The organism is Solibaculum mannosilyticum (assembly GCF_015140235.1).
Taxonomy (GTDB): Bacteria; Bacillota; Clostridia; order Oscillospirales; family Acutalibacteraceae; genus Solibaculum; species Solibaculum mannosilyticum.
This window is the reverse complement of sequence record NZ_AP023321.1, coordinates 1,276,968-1,296,747: the sequence shown is the minus strand read 5'-3', so window position 1 is coordinate 1,296,747 and position 19,780 is coordinate 1,276,968. Positions and strand designations below refer to the sequence as shown.

Genomic DNA, 19,780 nt, shown 5'->3' with positions numbered 1-19,780 from the left:
GCTAGTCGCCCTAGAATATTTAGAATGGATATGAAAATCAGCGATAAACATCAAAGCATCATCTTTTCTATGTAAAATAAAATGTCAACGTTTTTGACATTCCGGGTAAGAATCTAAATGAATCCAAGGCTTACCACTATCTCTATCATACTGTTACTTTGCCAAAAAGTAAAGACGACAAAAAGCATGGATAAAAATCTTTTTTCGTCTTTTTAAATTCAGCGGAAGCTTCTGGGAAAAAAGCGAAAATTTACATCTGATAGAAACCGGATTCATAGCATACACTATGATTGCAAACGCAGTAAGGAAAAACGCAAAAGAAAAAACAAAAAAACAAGTTTAAGGAGTGTATCCTCAATGTCTAGAAGTAGTAACAATCTGGTAGTCCCCGAAGCTCGCGAAGCCCTCAACCGTTTTAAGATGGAATCCGCCAGCGAAGTTGGCGTAAACCTCAAGCAGGGTTACAACGGTGATTTGACCTCTCGTCAGGCCGGCTCCATCGGTGGCCAGATGGTCAAGAAAATGATCGAGAGCTACGAGAATGGCCTGAAGGGCAGCAACTAACAAAAACTCATTTCATTGTTCCCAAAATGTCAGGTGATACGCTTTCCCATCCGGAATAGCAAATCATAGCCTGAATCTCAATGAAACTAGTTTGGACATGTGCTAAAAAATATCTTTGTCATGAAGATGGATTTTAAAGCACAATAAAGCATCCTCCTGGGAGAAGTCTTTCTCTCAGGAGGATTGTTTTATGTAAGACATTATATCAAATGTGTTTAAGAGGATGAATCTTTTAAATAGTTTTGAAGATGTCCTTCAAATTTTTCCACGTTAAAGAGCAGCCAGTTATAATCCCGTTCAGCCATCTCAAGATGTTGGAGAACGGTAAGCGGTGATCGGCACTTGGGACAGTCAAAGCGGGGGACACGTCCTTTCGCATGAAGTAAATCAAATACGTCTTGAGTCAAGCAATCCTTGAAGTCACAGTTGGGACAGTCCAGCTGCACACCATAGAACATCTTTCCACTGTTTTGCCTGCTATTCGGGACGATGTTATCCCATACGATATCGTGGACAAGCTGGATTCCTTTCTGCAAAACATCCATATTCTGCTGGAGTAAGCATAACATATCATCTCTTCGTTTCGCAGGATGGGTAAAAGAAAGTCCTTCTGTTGGTAGGGTAGAGTTAATACCACTGATATGCAATCCGAAAGTCATAGAAGCTCCGTGAGTGACGTGATTCCTCCATTGGGTTCGGAGTTCTTTGCAGGGCTGACTGTTGAATAGTTCCATCAGCCGATCCAACTCAGGAGTGAGAGCAATTTTTTTGCTGCGCTTGACTTGTTTTTTAAAATTATCGGCATGGAGAACAACCAAAGCCTGTTTCAATTTCTCGTTGATTTCGGCCAATTGCTTTTCCGAGTAATCAGAACAAGCTAAAGTAAAGCTATCTCCAGTTTCTACTACTTTCCAGCGTTTCTGATAGATATCAGATAGGATCTCCCGGGACCGGGCTGAACTTAGAAAATCCAATCCCCAAAATTGATTGAGGACCTGAAAGCTGTAGTCCCAACAGCTCACCACTTTTAAGATGGTATTATCCAAATAAAATCCGACGGCTCTTTGAGAATAATCCTCCAAGTGATTATGCATGGTCATGAAATGAGCTAGACCGATTGAGATATCGTCATTAAAAAAGCGTACAATCTCCTCAAAAGCGCAGGAAAAGATACCGAATTCCACAGGATTAATCATACGAGTTTTGGAAGGCTTTAAGGAAGAAAAAGAACGACGATATTTCTCCAAAATCTCGCAAAGTTCCTGACGGTGTTCTGGATGGATATAATAACAGTCATAGTCGAGAGGCTGAATAAGGGGATTGTCTGAATAGTACGACAGAGTAACGCAATTTACTATGCTGAAAACAATTCAATTATAAACGAAAATAGGAAAAAGGGCTAGAGTTATTCTTTATATGATATTTTTTATATCTGAATCATATAAATTAAAGAAAAACAAAAGATAAAAGCAAAAAAATTGAAATTAGGGCTTGATTTTATTGGGAAGCTGATATATAATACTATTCGTCTCATGTGCCAGTGTGATGGAATTGGCAGACGTAGTGGACTCAAAATCCACCGGTGGCGACACCGTGCCGGTTCGAGTCCGGCCACTGGCACCAGGCTGAGCCTGGACGCACATCGCGTTCCGGGCTCGGTTTTTATTTTATCTGTCCACTCGCGTTTATGGCAGGGTATCTTTTTTGTAGCACAAACCCAGCAGGCTGAGCCTGCTTGCAAATCGCGCTCCTCACGTTTGTGGGGAGCCGTTTTGTTTTTTTCCGCGTTTTCAGCGGGTATCTATTTGGTAGCGTAAACCCACACCTGCGGTGAGCAAGTCGCGCACCGCAGGCTTTTTTATTTTGAAGCTTTCTGCTCGCGCTGATAGAGGGTATCTTTTTTACAGCGTAAACCAAAAGAGAAAATGGAAGTCGTGATCTTCTATATTGAAATAAATGTGGTAAAATAAAAAAGCATTCAATGATAAATTCTAAAATTTATAATAAAGTATGCACTGACACAAATTATAGGTGGGGATAGTAATGTCGCAAACAACAAAAAGGGCTTTGGAAAATTCTTTAAAAAACATCATGTTACAAAAACCATTCAATAAGATCACCATCAGTGATATTACAGAAGATTGTGGAATCAGCCGCATGACTTTTTATTATCACTTCAAAGATATTTATGACTTAGTAGAATGGGCTTGCATGGAAGATGCACAAAAGGCGCTGGAAGGAAATAAAACTTATGATACCTGGCAAAAGGGATTTCTAAATATTTTTCAGGAAGTCAAGGAAAACAAAGCTTTTATTTTCAACGTATATCGCTCTGTCAGCCGTGAACAAGTAGAACAGTATCTTTATAAAGTTGTGTACGATCTTTTAATCGATGTAGTTGAAGAAAAAGCTGCTGATATGTCCGTTATCGATGAAGATAAAGCGTTTATTGCAAACTTTTATAAATTCAGTTTTGTTGGCATTATGCTGGAATGGATCAAAGACGGGATGAAAAAAGATCCTCAGGAGATCATCGATCGGATGGAGCCTCTTTTACAGGGAACTTTCATTCATGCCCTTAACAGTTATCGGACAGATCCAAATAAAACAAAACGGTCAAAATGACAAAGAATTATACAATCTCGCCGCTGTGATAAAATTTTTATCACAGCGGTTTCTTTGTTTATTGTAAGATAAGGCTCATCTCCTATAATGGGACTCAGAACAAAGCAACACAAACGAAAGGTCAACATTATAAGGAGGCTTTTATATGTACTATTCAAGTGGAAATTACGAAGCTTTTGCTCGTCCGCAGAAGCCGGAAGGTGTAGATCATAAATCGGCATATATCGTAGGATCCGGTTTGGCAGCTTTGACAGCCGCCTGTTACCTGGTCAGGGATGGGCAGATGAAAGGGGATCACATTCATATTCTAGAGAAGGAAGATCTACCTGGCGGAGCCTGCGATGGCTATGAATATCCCGGCATCGGATACGTCATGAGAGGCGGGCGTGAAATGGATAACCATTTCGAGTGTATGTGGGATTTATTCCGTTCAATCCCGTCCATCGAGACCGAAGGAATCAGCGTCCTGGATGAATATTACTGGCTCAATAAAAAAGATCCAAACTACTCTCTCATGAGAGCAACACAGAATCAGGGGAAAGATGCTCATACTGACGGAAAATTTGCAATCAGTGATAAAGGTGCAATGGAAATTATGAAATTGTTCTTTACTCCTGACGAAGATTTATACGATAAGCGTATTACAGACGTTTTTGATAATGAGGTGTTCGATTCCAACTTTTGGCTGTACTGGCGCACAATGTTTGCCTTTGAGAATTGGCACAGTGCTTTGGAGATGAAACTGTATATTAGACGCTATATCCACCACATTGGTGGGCTGCCGGATTTCACAGCGCTCCGGTTTACCAAATACAATCAGTACGAATCCATGATTCTGCCTATGATAAAATATTTGGAGAGCTTCGGCGTCCAATTTCATTACCACACGCAGGTTATTAATGTAGAGTTTGATATTGAGAAGGACAAAAAGCAGGCAAAACGGATCGTACTATTGCGAGAAGGCCAGGAAGATCACATTGACTTGACAGAAAATGATCTGGTCTTTATCACCAATGGAGGATGCGTCGAAAATTCAGCCATCGGTTCTCAGGATACTCCAGCCCCATTCAAAACAGAAATCAAGGCCGGAGGCGGTTGGGACATGTGGCGGAAGATTGCGGCACAAGATCCCTCTTTCGGACATCCTGACAAATTCTGCAGCAATCCGGAACAGAGCAATTGGATGAGCGCAACCGTCACTACGTTAGATGGTAAGATCCCGCCTTATATTCAAAAAATCTGTAAAAGGGATCCGTTTTCTGGGAAGGTTGTTACCGGTGGAATTGTAACCGTCAAGGATTCCAATTGGCTCATGAGTTGGACGTTTAATCGGCAACCACAGTTCCGCAGCCAGCCAAAGGGACAGTTGGTAGGTTGGATTTACGGATTGTTTAGTGACAAGCCTGGTAACTATGTAAAGAAGACCATGCGGGAATGTACCGGTAAGGAGATTTGCATGGAATGGCTTTATCATCTGGGTGTACCGGAAAATGAAATTGAAGATATGGCAGAACATAGCGCTAATACAGTTCCCTGCATGATGCCGTATATTACCGCTTTCTTTATGCCCAGGGCGGCTGGAGACCGGCCGAAAGTGGTGCCAGACGGCGCTGTAAACTTTGCTTTTCTGGGACAGTTCGCAGAGACTGCCAGGGATACCATCTTCACGACGGAATATTCCATGCGCACTGGAATGGAGGCAGTCTATACGCTGCTAAATATCGACCGTGGCGTACCGGAAGTCTGGGGCAGTGTATACGATATCCGCGACCTGCTGGATGCTACTGTAAAGCTTCGTGATGGAAAAAAGGTCACCGATATGAGCATGGATCTGATTGAAAAGCTTGCACTGAAAGAACTGCTTCGTAAAATCAAGGGAACTGATATCGAGAAACTACTCAAAGAACATCATGTAATCTGATTGCAGCAGAAAATAACCGGAAGGATCCATACCTTCCGGTTATTTTTTATTTCCTGCCTGCTTACCGTATGATGAATTGTGATTTATTGAGAGATGTTGGTTGATAAATGGGATGTTAGTTTGTATAATTAGAATTATGTGACAATTTGTCGATTTGGATCTTGGAGAATTACCTTTTCAATTTTTACTGTTTAGAAAAGTGAATATCATCGTTGCAGTTCTAGTAGGAAAGGGAAATGAAGACGAATGCCCAAAGTGTTCCTGGCATTTTTAAAATTTTATAAGGCCATAATTGGGAAAAGAATGCATAACGATGGTGGTATGGGAAACTGGCTGCCTGTATTGTCTCTTTTTTGAGAAATTACTAGATGATTGTCAATAAAGTACTGAGTAAGGGGAGATCCAAGTGACTTTAAAGGATTTACCGATAGGGAAAACCGCTACAGTCCGTATGGTAGGAGGCGAAGGGGCCCTCAGACAGCATTTCCTAGATATGGGACTCATTCCAACAGCAGATGTTACCATGATCAAATACGCCCCTATGGGGGATCCTGTTGAACTCCGAATCCATGGCTATGAATTGACACTCCGGTTAGCCGATGCAGAAAAGATAGAAATTGAAAATGTGCGGGACATCACGGAAAAGACAACTAGTAAAAAGTCAAAAGTTGACATTGCCCATCCGGGATTGGGAGAGGGTGGCAAATATCATACCAAAGCCGACGAGCATCCGCTTCCGGACGGAACGATACTGACTTTTGCTTTGGCAGGAAATCAGAATTGCGGAAAAACGACGTTGTTTAATCAGCTGACCGGTTCCAGCCAGCATGTGGGAAACTTCCCCGGCGTGACAGTCGACCGGAAAGATGGTGCGATCCGTGGACATACGGATACCCTTGTAACGGATCTGCCGGGGATTTATTCTATGTCGCCATATTCCAGCGAGGAGATCGTAACAAGACAATTTGTGCTGGACGAACATCCAAAAGGGATTATCAACATTGTAGATGCGACAAACATTGAGAGAAATCTTTGTCTTACCATGCAGCTCATGGAGCTGGATATTCCTATGGTTCTGGCCCTCAATATGATGGATGAAGTCAGAGAGAATGGTGGATCTATTCGGGTCAATGAACTGGAAGAAATGCTTGGGGTACCTGTTATCCCCATTTCAGCAGCTAAAAATGAGGGGATCCAGGAACTGATCGATCATGCAATCCATGTAGCAAAATACCAGGAGAGACCAGGACGCAAGGACTTATGCGATGCCAACGATCACGGAGGAGCCGTACATAGATGTTTGCATAGCATTATGCACCTAATCGAGGACCATGCAAAAAGGGAAAATATCCCGTTGAGATTTGCAGCAAGTAAATTGGCGGAAGGTGATCCGTTAATCATAAAGCAGTTGGATCTGGATCAAAATGAGAAGGAAGCGCTGGAGCATATTATCCGCCAGATGGAGGCTGAGAGAGGCCTTGACCGGGCGGCAGCGATTGCTGACATGCGGTTTGCTTTTATTGAAAAGATATGCCGTGAGACGGTTGTGAAACCAAAAGAAAGCAAAGAGCATGCCAGGAGTGTGAAAATAGATAAGATCCTCACGGGAAAATATACAGCCATCCCTGCATTTATAGCCATTATGGGCATTGTATTCTGGCTGACTTTTAATGTAATTGGAGCGGGGCTTTCCAATCTTTTGGATCTGGGGATCGGCTGGCTTACTCAGGTAACCGCTGCAGCATTGGAATCGTGGCATGTTAATGATGTATTGCGTTCCTTAGTTATTGATGGTATTTTTAACGGCGTAGGAAGCGTATTGAGCTTTTTGCCGATTATCGTTACTCTCTTTTTCTTCCTTTCCATTTTAGAGGACAGCGGTTATATGGCCAGAGTGGCGTTTGTTATGGACAAACTTCTCAGGAAAATCGGACTTTCTGGACGGAGTATTGTTCCGATGTTGATCGGATTTGGCTGTACGGTACCAGGAGTCATGGCCAGCAGAACACTGCCGTCGGAGAGAGACCGTAAGATGACCATCCTTTTAACCCCTTTTATGAGCTGTTCTGCCAAGCTTCCGATCTATGCCTTTTTTACAGCGGCATTTTTTCCAAAATACGGTGCACTTGTCATGATCGGTTTATATTTTCTGGGGATTCTCATGGGGATCTTTATGGCGCTTATCATGAGAAAGACCATGTTTAAGGGAGAGGCAGTCCCGTTTGTAATGGAGCTGCCCAACTATCGGATGCCCGGAGCTAAAAACGTAGCACAGCTGCTTTGGGAAAAAGCAAAGGATTTCTTGCAGCGCGCTTTTACAATTATTTTTATTGCAACCATTATCATCTGGTTCTTACAGACCTTTGACATGCACCTGAATGTAGTGACAGATTCTCAAAACAGTATTCTTGCTGTGTTTTCCGGATTGATTGCACCAATGTTTGCACCGCTTGGTTTTGGGGACTGGAGGATTTCTACAGCACTGATTACAGGATTTATGGCGAAGGAAAGCGTAGTATCCACATTATCGGTTCTTGTTGGATCCACCAATAATCTTCTCACGATCATCACGCCATTGGCCGCTGGAAGCTTATTGGTTTTCTGCCTTCTTTATACGCCCTGTGTGGCGGTAATCTCTTCGGTCAAAAGAGAATTGGGCGGAAAATGGGCGGTAGGAGTGGCCGTAGGACAATGTATTATTGCTTGGATAGCAGCATTTTTGGTAAAACTAGTTGGTATGGCTTTTGGCGCAATATAAGAAAGCTGTTTTAAATCAGGTTTGCTGTAGGTGCGCTTATGATGAAACAAAGACTACAGGGAGAAAAATTTTATGAATTGGTATGCAATCCAGCAAACTTTGGTGCCAATGGGGGCAGAATCCCCGCTAGAAAACCCGTCAGTGGTTGTGCTCGATTCTGAAGAGCTGTCCCAATGCCCCAAGCTGTCGGGACTGGAGAAAGTACTTTGCCATACTCCTGCCGTTCGTGATGCAAAAGTTTGTAAAGTAGAAATCCGTTCAAACTGCATTACTGGTACAATTGTCCTGCCCCGCACTACAAAAACAGGAGTCAGATTAGCCTGTGGGTATCTTCTAACCAGCAAACAGGCGATTTTAATAGATGATACTGGCGTACTTCAAACACATATGAAACGTCTGGTTAAGAAAAAACTTTTTACAGGGCAAAGTGTGGGGCGATTTTTCTATGATATTCTGGAGTTGCTGATCGATAAGGATCTCTATCATTTGGAAGAGATTGAGGTTCAGGCAGAGAAGCTGGAGGATCGGATATTATCCGGGCAGTTGGACGAGGGCAGTGCTGCTATGACGCAGCTGCGAAAAGAGGCTATGGCATGGTTTCGTTACTACTCACAGTTGGATGAAATGGCATGTGAACTGCAGGAGAGTGAAAACAGCTTTTTTTCGAAAGAAGAAAAACACCTGTTCCATATGTTTGAAAACCGGGTCAATCGTTTACGGGAAGAATCACAATTGCTGCGGGAATATTGTACCCAGATTCAGACAATGTTTCAATCTGAGATCGATATCCGTCAAAACCGAATTATGAAGATCCTTACACTGGTCACTACAATTTTCTTTCCCCTGTCGCTTTTGGTCGGGTGGTACGGTATGAATTTCAATGGCATGCCGGAACTTTCATGGGAATATGGATATCCAGCAGTCATAGTAGTCAGTGTATTTATTGTGCTTGTTAGCCTATGGATCTGTAAGAAGAAAAAGTTCTGGTAACAATAAGATATAATGTGAGGAACATCTGAAGTAAAAGAAGACAGGGGGAAAGGCTGAATATGAAGATTGGAGTCGTTGATACTGGCGGAGGATTGCGGGGGATTTATGCCTCCGGCGTACTGGATGGCTGTCTTGACCAAGGGATTTCCTTTGATGTTGGCATTGGAGTCTCTGCTGGGAGCGCCAATCTTTCCTCTTATTTTTCAGGACAAAAAAAGCGAAATTATCAATTCTATACGGAATATATGATGCGGAAGAAATATATGAGTTTTAGCAACTTCCTTTTTAAAAAGACATACATTGATATGGATTATGTATATGGAACCCTTAGCAATTCAGATGGCGAAAATCCATTGGATTATCCGGCATTTGCCAAGAATCCAGCAGAATTTATCGTTGTGGCGACCGATGCCAATACGGGTGAAGTCCATTATTTTAACAAAAATGATATTTCCCAAGACCATTATGATATTCTAAAAGCATCCTGTGCCATCCCTTTTGTCTGCAAGCCTTACGAAGTAGACGGCAGGCCATATTATGACGGAGCTCTCGGCGATCCAATACCTATAGAAAAGGCCTTTGCAATGGGATGCGATAAAGTTGTCCTGATACTGACCAAACCTAAGGATTTGTTAAGGACACCGGAAAAGGATGAAAAACTCGCCGCAAGAATAGAAAAGAAATACCCTTTTGCCGCCAGACAAATGCGGTTGCGTGCCTCTAAGTATAATGAAGGCGTGGCATTGGCAAAGAAGTATGAAGAACAGGGAATTTTACAAATCATCGCTCCGGATGATACTTGCGGCTTGGATACTCTGACCCGTAAGCCACAGGCCATGAAAGAGTTTTATGAAAAAGGTTTGTATGATTCGAGTATAGTCATGAAATTTCTCAAGTAAAACGGTAGAACAAAAAATGGGATTCTCTCTTGAATGTTCAAGAAGAATCCCATTTTTTGTTCTGGATAAAAGGCAGTCCCTGAAGTCCAATTTAATTCCAAGTGAATAGTTTGGCACTATTTCTGATTTGACGCTTGCAAAAGAACATTATATAATCAATAATGTAAAAATAGTTTAAACTTCATATAAATATTTATTTTATTAAAACGGAAGCAAAGGAGTTTTTTTATGGGACTCATAAAAGCAGCAATCGGATCTTTGGGTGGGACATTGGCAGATCAGTGGAAAGAATTTTTTTATTGCGATTCCATCGATCAAGACATCCTGGTAGTAAAGGGTCAAAAACGTACCAGCAGACGTTCTTCCAACACCAAAGCAAGCGATAATATTATTTCCAATGGATCCGGCATCGCCGTGGCCGACGGACAGTGTATGATCATTGTGGAACAGGGAAGGATTGTCGAGGTATGTGCTGAACCTGGCGAATATACATATGATACTTCCACCGAACCCAGTATTTTTTCCGGTAATCTCAGCGGCGGCATTGAAAACACATTCCAGACCATTGGAAAGCGGTTTACCTATGGCGGAGATACCGGCAAGGACCAACGTATCTACTATTTTAATACAAAAGAGATCATCGGCAATAAATTTGGCACCCCAAATCCAATCCCGTTCCGGGTGGTGGATCACAACATTGGGATGGACATCGATGTGTCCGTACGCTGCAACGGTGTATACTCTTACCGCATCGTCGATCCTCTTCTGTTTTATGCCAATGTATGCGGCAATGTAGAGGATGAGTATACCCGGCAGGAAATCGATGGACAGTTAAAAACAGAATTTATCAGCGCATTACAGCCGGCATTTGCCAAGATTTCAGAGCTTGAGATTCGTCCCAATGCCATTCCCGGACATGTGGAAGAATTGTCGGAAGCCATGAATGAATCCCTCACCACAAAATGGAGCGAACTTCGCGGTCTTGCCGTAGTATCGATCGCCATGAATTCCGTAACACTGACCGAAGAGGATGCTGAGATCATCAAGCAAGCCCAACGCACCGCCATTATGCGGGATCCGACTATGGCAGCTGCAACTTTAACAAGCGCACAGGCCGATGCAATGAAAGCGGCCGCTGCCAATAAAAACGGCGCCATGACAGGTTTTATGGGAATGGGTATGGCTTCTCAGGCGGGAGGCATGAATGCGCAAAGTTTATTTCAAATGGGAGCCGCCCAGCAGGCTGCACGTCAAGCATCATCCGGCCGAGATACATGGACTTGTTCTTGCGGTGCACAAAACAACGGTAAATTCTGTGCAGAATGCGGCAAGCCAAAGTCAGCATCTGCAAGGGGTTGGACCTGTTCGTGCGGCACTGTGAACAAAGGAAAATTTTGTTCGGAATGCGGTAAACCCAAGCCGGCTAACTCGCCTCTTTATCGCTGTGACAAATGTGGTTGGGAACCGGAAGACCCACAGCATCCGCCTAAATTTTGTCCGGAGTGCGGCGATCCCTTTGATCAATCGGATCTTCAATAGGCAACCAGGTTCTATCTGACAGAAAACAAAATTCATGAGAAAATGAGGTTCTGTTATGGCGACACTGTTACAATATAAATGTCCATGCTGTGGAGGCGAGATCAAGTTTGACAGCTCTACACAACAGATGAAGTGTCCCTACTGCGACACAACGTTTGATGTTAATTCCTTAAAAGATCACGATGCCGCCATTCACAACCAACAGACAGAAGACAATCTGAATTGGCAGAATTCAGCAGGAAGCCAGTGGCAGGACGGTGAAACCGATGACATGCTGCTTTATGTCTGCAATTCGTGCGGCGGACAGATTATAGGATCCCGCACTACTGCTGCTACTAGTTGTCCATTCTGCGGCAGTCCAGTGATCGTAACACAGCAGTTTACCGGTGATCTAAAACCGGATTATGTCATCCCGTTTAAGCTAAATAAGAACGACGCCAAAGAGGCGCTGAAAAGGCATTTAAAGGGAAAGCGTTTCATTCCCAAGGTGTTTAAACAGGAACAGCATATTGATGAAATCAAAGGGATTTACGTCCCATTCTGGCTGTTTGACGCCGATGCAAATGCTCAGATTCGATACAAGGCCACAAGGACTCGTTCTTGGAGCGACAGACTGTATCACTATACAGAAACCAGTTTCTATTCTGTTATCCGAGAAGGGAGTATAGGTTTTAAATGCGTCCCAGTGGATGGTTCCCTCAAAATGGCGGACGACTTAATGGAATCCATCGAACCTTACAATTATGCCGAAGCTGTGGACTTTCAGACAGCTTATCTCTCCGGATACCTGGCTGACCGGTATGATGTAACCGCCCAAGAGAGTGTAGGACGTGCCAACGACCGTATTAAACGGAGTACGGAAACCACTTTTTCATCTACTGTCCATGGATATCACACCGTCATGCCGGAAAGCAGCAACATTCAATTTCTAAATGGCAGTGTAAAGTATGCTTTGCTTCCAGTTTGGATTCTTAATACGACTTGGAAAGAACAGCGATATACGTTTGCCATGAATGGTCAGACCGGTAAATTTGTGGGCAACCTTCCTATGAGAAAAGGTCTCTATCGGTTTTGGTATATCATGTTAACCTTTTTATTTAGTGCTTTAGCTATGGGGATTCTTTCCAATGTGCTTCATTTATCGTGGTAGGGGGGACAAAACGATGAAAAAGAGGATTCTACTATTATTTCTAACGACAGTTCTTTGCATTGTATGTTCTATCCCGGTTTTTGCAGACGATGCACTTGAGAATATCCCCATCCGTACGATATCGGAACAGACGGAAAGTCCATCGTCTATCCCACAGCAACGATTGCTGCCCCGGCTTATCGACCAAGCTGATTTACTCACCGATTTGGAGGAAGATGCTCTTCTTACTCAGCTCAATGAAATCAGCGAACGTCAGCAATGTGATGTAGCAGTGGTTACTGTCCTCTCCTTGGAAGGAAAAACCTCTTCCGCCTATGCCGACGATTTTTATGACTACAATGGTTACGGTATGGGAAATAACGACGACGGAATTTTACTACTTATCAGTATGCAGGATCGAGACTGGGCTATCACTACCCATGGATTTGCTATTACCGCCTTTACCGACCAAGGTCAGAAATATATGGTCGATAGGTTTAAAAATGACTTGAGCAAAGGCAACTATAGCAATGCCTTTGAAGAGTTTGCAACCCTTTGTGATCAGTTTATCACTCAAGCTAAAGCAGGAGAACCCTACGATTCCGGAAATCTTCCTGATAAATTCCTAAATATTATTGTAGTAGTCATTGTTCTGCTTATCGGCTTTGCATCTTCCTCCCTGATTATGCTGCCGATGAAGAAAAAGCTGAAAAATGTACATAGACAGGAATCGGCTACCGACTATATCAAAGCAGGCAGTGTAAACATTACACAAGCGAGTGAACACTTCCTTTATCATACGATATCCAAAACGAGAAGGAACAACAATTCCGGAAGCGGATCCTCCGGTAGTTCTATTCATGTAAGCTCTTCTGGACGCAGTCATGGTGGTTCCAGTGGTAAGTTCTAATTTGAATACCTAAGTATATTAAGTGACATGGAAAATTTCCATGTCACTTTTTTAAATAATTTTACGTTGAATTCCAATTAACCCTATAGTATAATAGGTTGAAAGAAAGGGTGAATCAAACATGTTGATTTCAACCAAGGGACGTTATGCCCTACGTGTGATGATCGACTTAGCGGAACACAATAGAGAAGAATATATCCCGTTAAAAGAAATAGCGAAGCGTCAGGATATATCGGAAAAATATTTGGAGAGCATTATCAAAATCTTGACCAAAGCAGAACTTCTAGTCGGTCTACGCGGCAAAGGGGGAGGGTATAAGTTGACGAAATCCCCAGACCAATATACTGTAGGCAGTATATTAAGGCTGACAGAGGGAAGCCTAGCTCCAGTAGCGTGTTTGGAACGCCAGCCCAACAGATGTCCACGTGCAGCTCAGTGCAAAGCGTTGTCTGTATGGCAGAAGTTAGACACGATGATCAACAATTATTTTGATTCTATCACGATTGCTGATCTGGTGGATTGTCCGGAAGGCGGCAATGAATTTGTCATTTAGAATGGAAAACCTATTGACATTATAGGAAAGCAGAGCTATACTATCTATAAACCTACTAACTATATATGTTTATAGGGTTGATTCAGTAATTTGATGAAAATGGGAGGACTCAGCATGAGCAACATTTATACATCTGCGGATCAATTGATCGGAAAGACCCCTCTTTTGGAACTGACTCATCTGGAAAAGAAATACGGTTTAAAGGCCAGGCTGATTGCTAAATTAGAATACTTTAATCCCGCAGGTTCGGTCAAAGATCGAATCGCGAAAGCCATGATTGACGACGCCGAACAAAAGGGATTGCTAAAGCCCGATTCGGTGATCATTGAGCCGACCTCTGGGAATACTGGTATTGGTCTGGCATCGGTAGCGGCCGCCAAGGGATACCGTATTATCATCGTGATGCCGGAAACCATGTCGGTGGAACGGCGTCAGATTATGAAAGCTTACGGAGCGGAACTTGTGCTTACCCCGGGTGCACAAGGAATGAAAGGCGCCATTGCTAAGGCGGATGAATTGGCAAAAGAGATTCCAGGAAGCTTTATTCCTGGCCAGTTTGTCAATCCCGCCAACCCTGCTGTTCATAAAGCCACTACAGGCCCGGAGATCTGGGAGGATACCGACGGTAAGGTGGATATTTTTGTGGCCGGTGTAGGGACCGGTGGAACAGTCACTGGTGTAGGAGAATACCTTAAGGGAAAGAATCCTGAGATTCGAGTCGTAGCAGTAGAGCCAGCAGACTCCCCCGTGCTCACCAAAGGTACGGCAGGTCCGCATAAAATTCAAGGGATCGGGGCAGGTTTTGTACCGGAAGTGCTTGATACCAAGGTTTACGATCAAGTCATCACGGTGGAGAACGAAGATGCATTTGCTTTGGGGAGAGAGATTGGAAAAACAGAAGGTGTCCTGGTCGGCATTTCTTCGGGCGCTGCAGTATGGGCAGCCATTCAACTCGGCAAACGCCCGGAGAACCAAGGAAAAAACATCGTGGTTTTGCTGCCTGATACAGGAGACCGGTATTTATCCACCCCCATGTTTGCAGAATAAGGTTATCTGTGCTGGTGTTTTCTGTTTCTGGTCAGGGATAATCTTTTAATACCATTTAAACTATTTAGGAGCAAAAACCTCTTTTCCAACTTTTCAGTTCGGAAGAGAGGTTTTTGCTGTTTTTACCGCGTGAATCCCAATTGGGATGGGCAAAAACAGAAGTTTGTCATACACTGGAGTGAGGTGATGGCAATGTATGAAGTCATTCAAGTGGTCGGAATTGTCCTAATCACAATGGGACTCATTGAAATGATCCGTTTGCTCACTCTGTTTTTTGTAAAACCGAAAGAGAAACAGGGATGGATTCTGGCTATTCCAGTAAAAGGGCATCGGGAAAATCTGGAATACCAGATTCGCAGTGCCGCCTCCCATATTAAAAAGGCTGATCATGGCGTGGTATCGGTGGTGGTTGTAGACTGTGGTATGGATCTGGAAACGCAGGAAATCAGCAGCCGAACATGTGAACGTTTTAAGGGGACACAGACAGTAAAATTGGAAGGTCTGAATCAGTGGGTCAAGGACTTTGCAACATTCTATCGGTTTACAAACTAGAACATTTGTATTATACTTATAAAATAAGCAGGGGTACTCTGATACCGGGATAGGGAAAATCAATAAACTCCTTTTGTTTAAAATCGTGAGAAATGGATGATTGGCAGATGGATCAGTGGACTGAAATGGAGCAGCTCCAAAGGATACAGGGCGTTGTAGACAGTGTTACCTTCCGAAATGAACAGTCGGGGTGGACGGTACTGGAATTGGCCATAGAATTTGGCCAATTGGCTACTGTGGTAGGAGTGATGCCGGAGGTATACGCTGGAGAACAGCTATCAGCTGAAGGCAGCTGGGGAGAACATCCTTCCTTCGGTCCCCAATTCGAGGCGAAAACCATTGAACGTTCCCTGCCGAATTCCGCTTCAACCATCCTGCGGTACCTATCGTCAGGAGCCATCAAAGGCATTGGTCCGGCCACTGCATCCCGTTTGGTGGGCAAGTTTGGAGATAAGACTCTGGAAGTTTTGGAAAAACAACCGGAACGTCTCAGCGAGATCAAAGGTATTTCTCCCACCAAAGCCCGCATCATCGCGGAAGACTATGCGCGAAAATTTGGTGTACGGGAGGCTACTGTATATTTGGCACAGTTTGGAGTCACGGTACAGGAGGCGGCCAAGGCTTGGAAAAAGTGGGGCAGCCGAACCATCGAACAGGTCAAATCTGATCCCTATAGTTTGTGCGGCGATCCTGTTAACCTCGGGTTTGAACGAGCCGACGAAATTGCTACACAAATGGGCATGGAAAAAGACGATCTTTCCCGGATGCGAGCAGGTGTGCTGTATGTGCTGCGCCACAATTTGAACAACGGCCACACCTGCCTGCCGCGGGAGAAGGTATGCGAGGTATCCTCCCACTGTTTGGATGTGGACAAGGATGCAACTGATTATACCATCCAGAAAATGCTGGAGGATGGAGAATTGGAATCAGAACAGCTGGAATCCGGAGAATTCCTATATCTTCCATACTTGCATAAGGCGGAATCCTATGTGGCGGGACGTTTGCAGATGATGATGGAATTCGCTCCCAATCCTTGTGCCAATGTAGAAGAAAATATCCAGGAAGTCGAACGGCAGGAAGGTATGCAATACGGTAATCTGCAGCGCCAAGCCATCTACGACGCTCTCTTGCAGGGGATTCTGATCCTAACCGGCGGCCCTGGTACCGGAAAGACCACGACCATCAATGCCATGATCCAGCTTCTGGAGAAAAATGGAGAAAAAGTCGCTTTGGCAGCACCTACCGGCCGGGCGGCAAAACGCATCTCGGAAGTCACCAACCGGGAAGCTAAAACCATCCATCGGCTGCTGGAAGTGGAGTGGACCCCTAATGACCGTCCGGTTTTCGGCCGCAATGAGCGAAACCCCTTGGATTATGATTCGATCATTGTGGACGAGCTCTCTATGGTGGACATTGTGTTGTTTGAAAACCTGCTGCGTGCTATGAGACTAGGATGCCGGTTAATCCTGGTGGGGGATGCCGATCAGCTCCCTTCGGTAGGCGCCGGCAATGTACTCCATGACTTGATCGCATCCGGTAAACTGCCGGTAGTATCCTTGGAAGAGGTATTTCGTCAGGCCCAGAGCAGCCTTATCGTTACGAACGCCCATCGCATTATCCACGGTGAAATGCCGGAACTTTCCAGCCATTCCGGGGATTTTTTCTTTTTGGATACTTCTGCTCCGGATCAAATCAGCAAGACGATTGTGGATCTTTGTACCACCCGGCTCCCAGCCGCTTACGGATATTCCCCTCAGCTGGATTTACAGGTGTTGTGTCCCGGGAAAAAAGGACCGCTGGGGACCTTTCAGCTCAACCAGGTTCTGCAAGGCTCCCTCAACCCTTCCTCCAAGGAGAAAAAAGAAGCGTCGGTTTACGGTCAGCTTTTCCGCGAAGGGGATAAGGTAATGCAAATCCGCAATAATTATTGTATCACCTGGGAACGGGATGACGGTACCCAGGGGGAAGGTGTTTTTAATGGAGATGTGGGAACCCTAGTAAAAATAGATACGGCTGCCGGGCTGTTTACCGTGCGGTATGAAGACCGGATGGCAGATTATACATCGGAAATGCTCAGTGATCTTCAGCTGGCTTATGCGGTTACGGTGCATAAAAGCCAAGGCAGTGAATTCCCTGCTGTGGTCATGCCCATGTATCCGGGTGCACCGCAGCTCTGTTACCGCAATCTGCTTTACACGGCGGTCACTCGGGCAAAATCCTTGATTGTGATGGTAGGACGTCGGAGCGTCGTGCAGAATATGGTATTCAATCATCGCAAAACCAAACGGTATTCCGGCCTGCGCGATCTGCTTTGCCGTGACGACGGTTTACTCGATTCATCCACCTCGGAGGTGCACTGTTGTGATCCATTGGAATCGGATTAAAAGAGTGGCTTTGGATTTTATCTTCCCAAACCGATGTCCCTATTGTGGGAAGATCATTGGGTCAAAAGAAAAAGTCTGTGCTCCTTGTTTAGAGATTTTACCCCGTATTGAAAAGCCGACTTGCAAAGTATGCGGCAGAGGAGTTGCTTTTTGCCGCTGTCATCGCAGCTATGCTTTTGACCGCTGTGTCGCACCGTTTTATTATGAAGGCAACGCCCGCAACGGACTCATCCTTTTCAAATTCCGAGGTTGGCTCAAAAATGCGGTGGTCTTTGCGGAAGAGATGGCTCAAGTCGTCAGGCGGGAATATGGGAATTCTTCCAGTGATGTGATCGTTTACGTCCCCATGACAAAACATGCGGTTCGGAAAAGAGGATACAACCAGTCAAAGTTGTTGGCTGAAGAACTCTCTAAACAATTGGAGATCCCAATTTTAACCGATGGCTTGATAAAATGTAAAGAACTCAATCCGCAACACATGGTTGGCATGCGGGAAAGATGGAGCAACGTCATGGGTGCCTTTTGTGTGGAGAATGAGGAATTGATCTGCGGGAAACGGGTCCTTCTAGTGGACGATGTTATGACGACGGGAGCTACATTGGATCAATGTGCACGGATGCTAAAACAAGCGGGTGCACGGTCGGTTAGGTGTGCAGTTTTTGCATCAACTAGTCCGCAGCGGCTTGTCAAACCCATCAAAGTAGCTTATAATATAGCAGATGCGCCGGTGAAGAGAACGGCGCCTGTGGCCCAACAAAGGGGATAACGAGTGACAAACGGAGTGTGTATACATGCTGGGAACGGATATTGGCATTGACTTAGGAACCTCGACAACTTTAATCCATGTAAAAGGGCATGGCATCGTACTTCGCGAGCCATCTGCAGTAGCCATCGACCGGCGTACAGACAAGATTTGTGCCATTGGCGAAGAGGCTTATCGTATGTTGGGCCGGACCAACCCTAATTTAGCTGTTTATTTCCCTTTGCAGCAAGGTGTCATCAGCGACTATGCTTTGGCAGAAGAAATGGTCGGGTTCTTTTTGAAGAAAATCTGTGGATATCGCATCTGGAAGCCCAGCGTAGTAGTGTGTATGCCCAGTATTGTCACAGGTGTGGAACAACGTGCCCTGATCAAAGCAATCCATGGTTCAGGGGCCCGCAAGGTCTGCCCGGTGGATGAACCTATTGCTTCGGCTTTGGGCGCAGGCATTGACATCAGTACGGCGCGGGGACGCATGGTAGTGGACATCGGCGGCGGTACGACTGATATTGCAGTTATCTCTCTTTACGGGATTTCCAATGCTACTTCTGTCCGTCTGGCCGGAAATGATTTTAACCATGCCATTGTAAAATACGTCCGTCATACCTTTGGCCTTCTCATTGGTGAGAGAATGGCCGAACAGCTTAAAATGGAGGTAGGATGCGTCTGTCACATGGAGGAGCCTAAAGTAGCTCTGGCAAAGGGACGAGATATCTTATCCGGCTTGCCTCGGTCTGTGGAAGTGACTTCCGACCATCTGTTGGAAGCAATGAAAGAGCCGCTGGATCTTATTATGTCCTCCATCAAATCAATCCTGGAAGATACACCGCCGGAACTTTCGGGCGATATTTATCAGGACGGTATTTTAGTCAGCGGAGGCGGCGCTTTGCTGGGTGGCATGAGCCAGTGGATTTTGGAAAATACCGGTTGTCACGCCATTATTCCAGAAGACCCGGTGGAATGTGTGGCATTGGGGACAGGAAAAGCCTTCTCCTGTTTGGATAAGCTCCATGGGGGGCTTTATCAGTACCAAACCATTGAAAACACTTATAACAATCAAAAAGGACAAGAGTAAAATAAATAGCCTGCGCCTAGAAATACGGATGCAGGCTTTTTTTGATAAGATGATAAAAGAGGAGAGTTGTACCG

The 19,780-nt window shown here is 44.6% G+C and carries 16 protein-coding genes and 1 tRNA gene; 16 read left to right on the top strand and 1 reads right to left on the bottom strand.

The genetic code is table 11. From position 1 onward, the window contains the following. Positions 1 to 357: 357 nt before the first annotated feature. Positions 358 to 564 carry an alpha/beta-type small acid-soluble spore protein gene (locus C12CBH8_RS06120; RefSeq protein ID WP_090266273.1) on the top strand — a complete coding sequence of 69 codons (207 nt, stop codon included), beginning with the start codon at positions 358 to 360 and terminating at the stop codon, positions 562 to 564. Positions 565 to 779: 215 nt separating this feature from the next. On the opposite strand, the gene C12CBH8_RS06115 is transcribed toward C12CBH8_RS06120, so the two are convergent. Then, entirely contained in the window at positions 780 to 1,811 is a 1,032-nt protein-coding gene (locus C12CBH8_RS06115) for a hypothetical protein (RefSeq protein ID WP_215532754.1), read from the bottom strand. 289 nt (positions 1,812 to 2,100) lie between these two features. On the opposite strand from C12CBH8_RS06115, the gene C12CBH8_RS06110 reads away from it, so the two are divergent. The 15 genes from C12CBH8_RS06110 to mreB all read left to right on the top strand — a co-directional run bounded on the left by C12CBH8_RS06110 (position 2,101) and on the right by mreB (position 19,706). Continuing rightward, positions 2,101 to 2,187, top strand: a tRNA-Leu gene (locus C12CBH8_RS06110). Positions 2,188 to 2,607: 420 nt separating this feature from the next. Then, a complete protein-coding gene (locus tag C12CBH8_RS06105; protein ID WP_090266276.1) occupies positions 2,608 to 3,189 on the top strand; it encodes a TetR/AcrR family transcriptional regulator in 582 nt (193 codons plus the stop codon). Positions 3,190 to 3,334: 145 nt separating this feature from the next. Beyond that, on the top strand, positions 3,335 to 5,110 hold the full coding sequence (locus tag C12CBH8_RS06100) for an oleate hydratase (RefSeq protein ID WP_090266277.1): 1,776 nt from the start codon (positions 3,335 to 3,337) through the stop codon (positions 5,108 to 5,110). A 406-nt stretch (positions 5,111 to 5,516) separates the two neighbouring features. Continuing rightward, the gene (gene feoB, locus C12CBH8_RS06095) at positions 5,517 to 7,868 is read left to right on the top strand and encodes a ferrous iron transport protein B (RefSeq protein WP_215532753.1); all 2,352 of its coding nucleotides are present in this window, start codon (positions 5,517 to 5,519) and stop codon (positions 7,866 to 7,868) included. Positions 7,869 to 7,940: 72 nt separating this feature from the next. Next, positions 7,941 to 8,858: a magnesium transporter CorA family protein gene (locus tag C12CBH8_RS06090; protein WP_090266280.1), complete on the top strand. Its 918-nt coding sequence runs from the start codon at positions 7,941 to 7,943 to the stop codon at positions 8,856 to 8,858. A gap of 59 nt (positions 8,859 to 8,917) precedes the next feature. Then, positions 8,918 to 9,757: a patatin-like phospholipase family protein gene (locus tag C12CBH8_RS06085; RefSeq protein WP_099321999.1), complete on the top strand. Its 840-nt coding sequence runs from the start codon at positions 8,918 to 8,920 to the stop codon at positions 9,755 to 9,757. Between the two features lie 228 nt (positions 9,758 to 9,985). Then, on the top strand, positions 9,986 to 11,296 hold the full coding sequence (locus C12CBH8_RS06080) for an SPFH domain-containing protein (protein WP_099321998.1): 1,311 nt from the start codon (positions 9,986 to 9,988) through the stop codon (positions 11,294 to 11,296). A 55-nt stretch (positions 11,297 to 11,351) separates the two neighbouring features. Continuing rightward, positions 11,352 to 12,446 (top strand): TFIIB-type zinc ribbon-containing protein, encoded by a 1,095-nt coding sequence (locus C12CBH8_RS06075; protein ID WP_099321997.1) that lies wholly within the window; start codon positions 11,352 to 11,354, stop codon positions 12,444 to 12,446. 13 nt (positions 12,447 to 12,459) lie between these two features. After that, positions 12,460 to 13,335 carry a TPM domain-containing protein gene (locus C12CBH8_RS06070; protein ID WP_215532752.1) on the top strand — a complete coding sequence of 292 codons (876 nt, stop codon included), beginning with the start codon at positions 12,460 to 12,462 and terminating at the stop codon, positions 13,333 to 13,335. A gap of 121 nt (positions 13,336 to 13,456) precedes the next feature. Beyond that, positions 13,457 to 13,888 carry an RrF2 family transcriptional regulator gene (locus C12CBH8_RS06065; RefSeq protein WP_099321995.1) on the top strand — a complete coding sequence of 144 codons (432 nt, stop codon included), beginning with the start codon at positions 13,457 to 13,459 and terminating at the stop codon, positions 13,886 to 13,888. 114 nt (positions 13,889 to 14,002) lie between these two features. Further along, on the top strand, positions 14,003 to 14,935 hold the full coding sequence (cysK, locus tag C12CBH8_RS06060) for a cysteine synthase A (RefSeq protein WP_099321994.1): 933 nt from the start codon (positions 14,003 to 14,005) through the stop codon (positions 14,933 to 14,935). A gap of 186 nt (positions 14,936 to 15,121) precedes the next feature. Continuing rightward, positions 15,122 to 15,487 carry a hypothetical protein gene (locus C12CBH8_RS06055; protein ID WP_215532751.1) on the top strand — a complete coding sequence of 122 codons (366 nt, stop codon included), beginning with the start codon at positions 15,122 to 15,124 and terminating at the stop codon, positions 15,485 to 15,487. Between the two features lie 107 nt (positions 15,488 to 15,594). After that, on the top strand, positions 15,595 to 17,871 hold the full coding sequence (recD2, locus tag C12CBH8_RS06050) for an SF1B family DNA helicase RecD2 (RefSeq protein WP_246441321.1): 2,277 nt from the start codon (positions 15,595 to 15,597) through the stop codon (positions 17,869 to 17,871). Continuing rightward, entirely contained in the window at positions 17,849 to 18,637 is a 789-nt protein-coding gene (locus C12CBH8_RS06045; protein WP_090266288.1) for a ComF family protein, read from the top strand. The genes recD2 and C12CBH8_RS06045 overlap by 23 nt, the downstream gene beginning before the upstream one ends. Before the next feature lie 25 nt (positions 18,638 to 18,662). Next, entirely contained in the window at positions 18,663 to 19,706 is a 1,044-nt protein-coding gene (mreB, locus tag C12CBH8_RS06040; RefSeq protein WP_099321992.1) for a rod shape-determining protein, read from the top strand. The last annotated feature ends 74 nt before the right edge of the window (positions 19,707 to 19,780 follow it).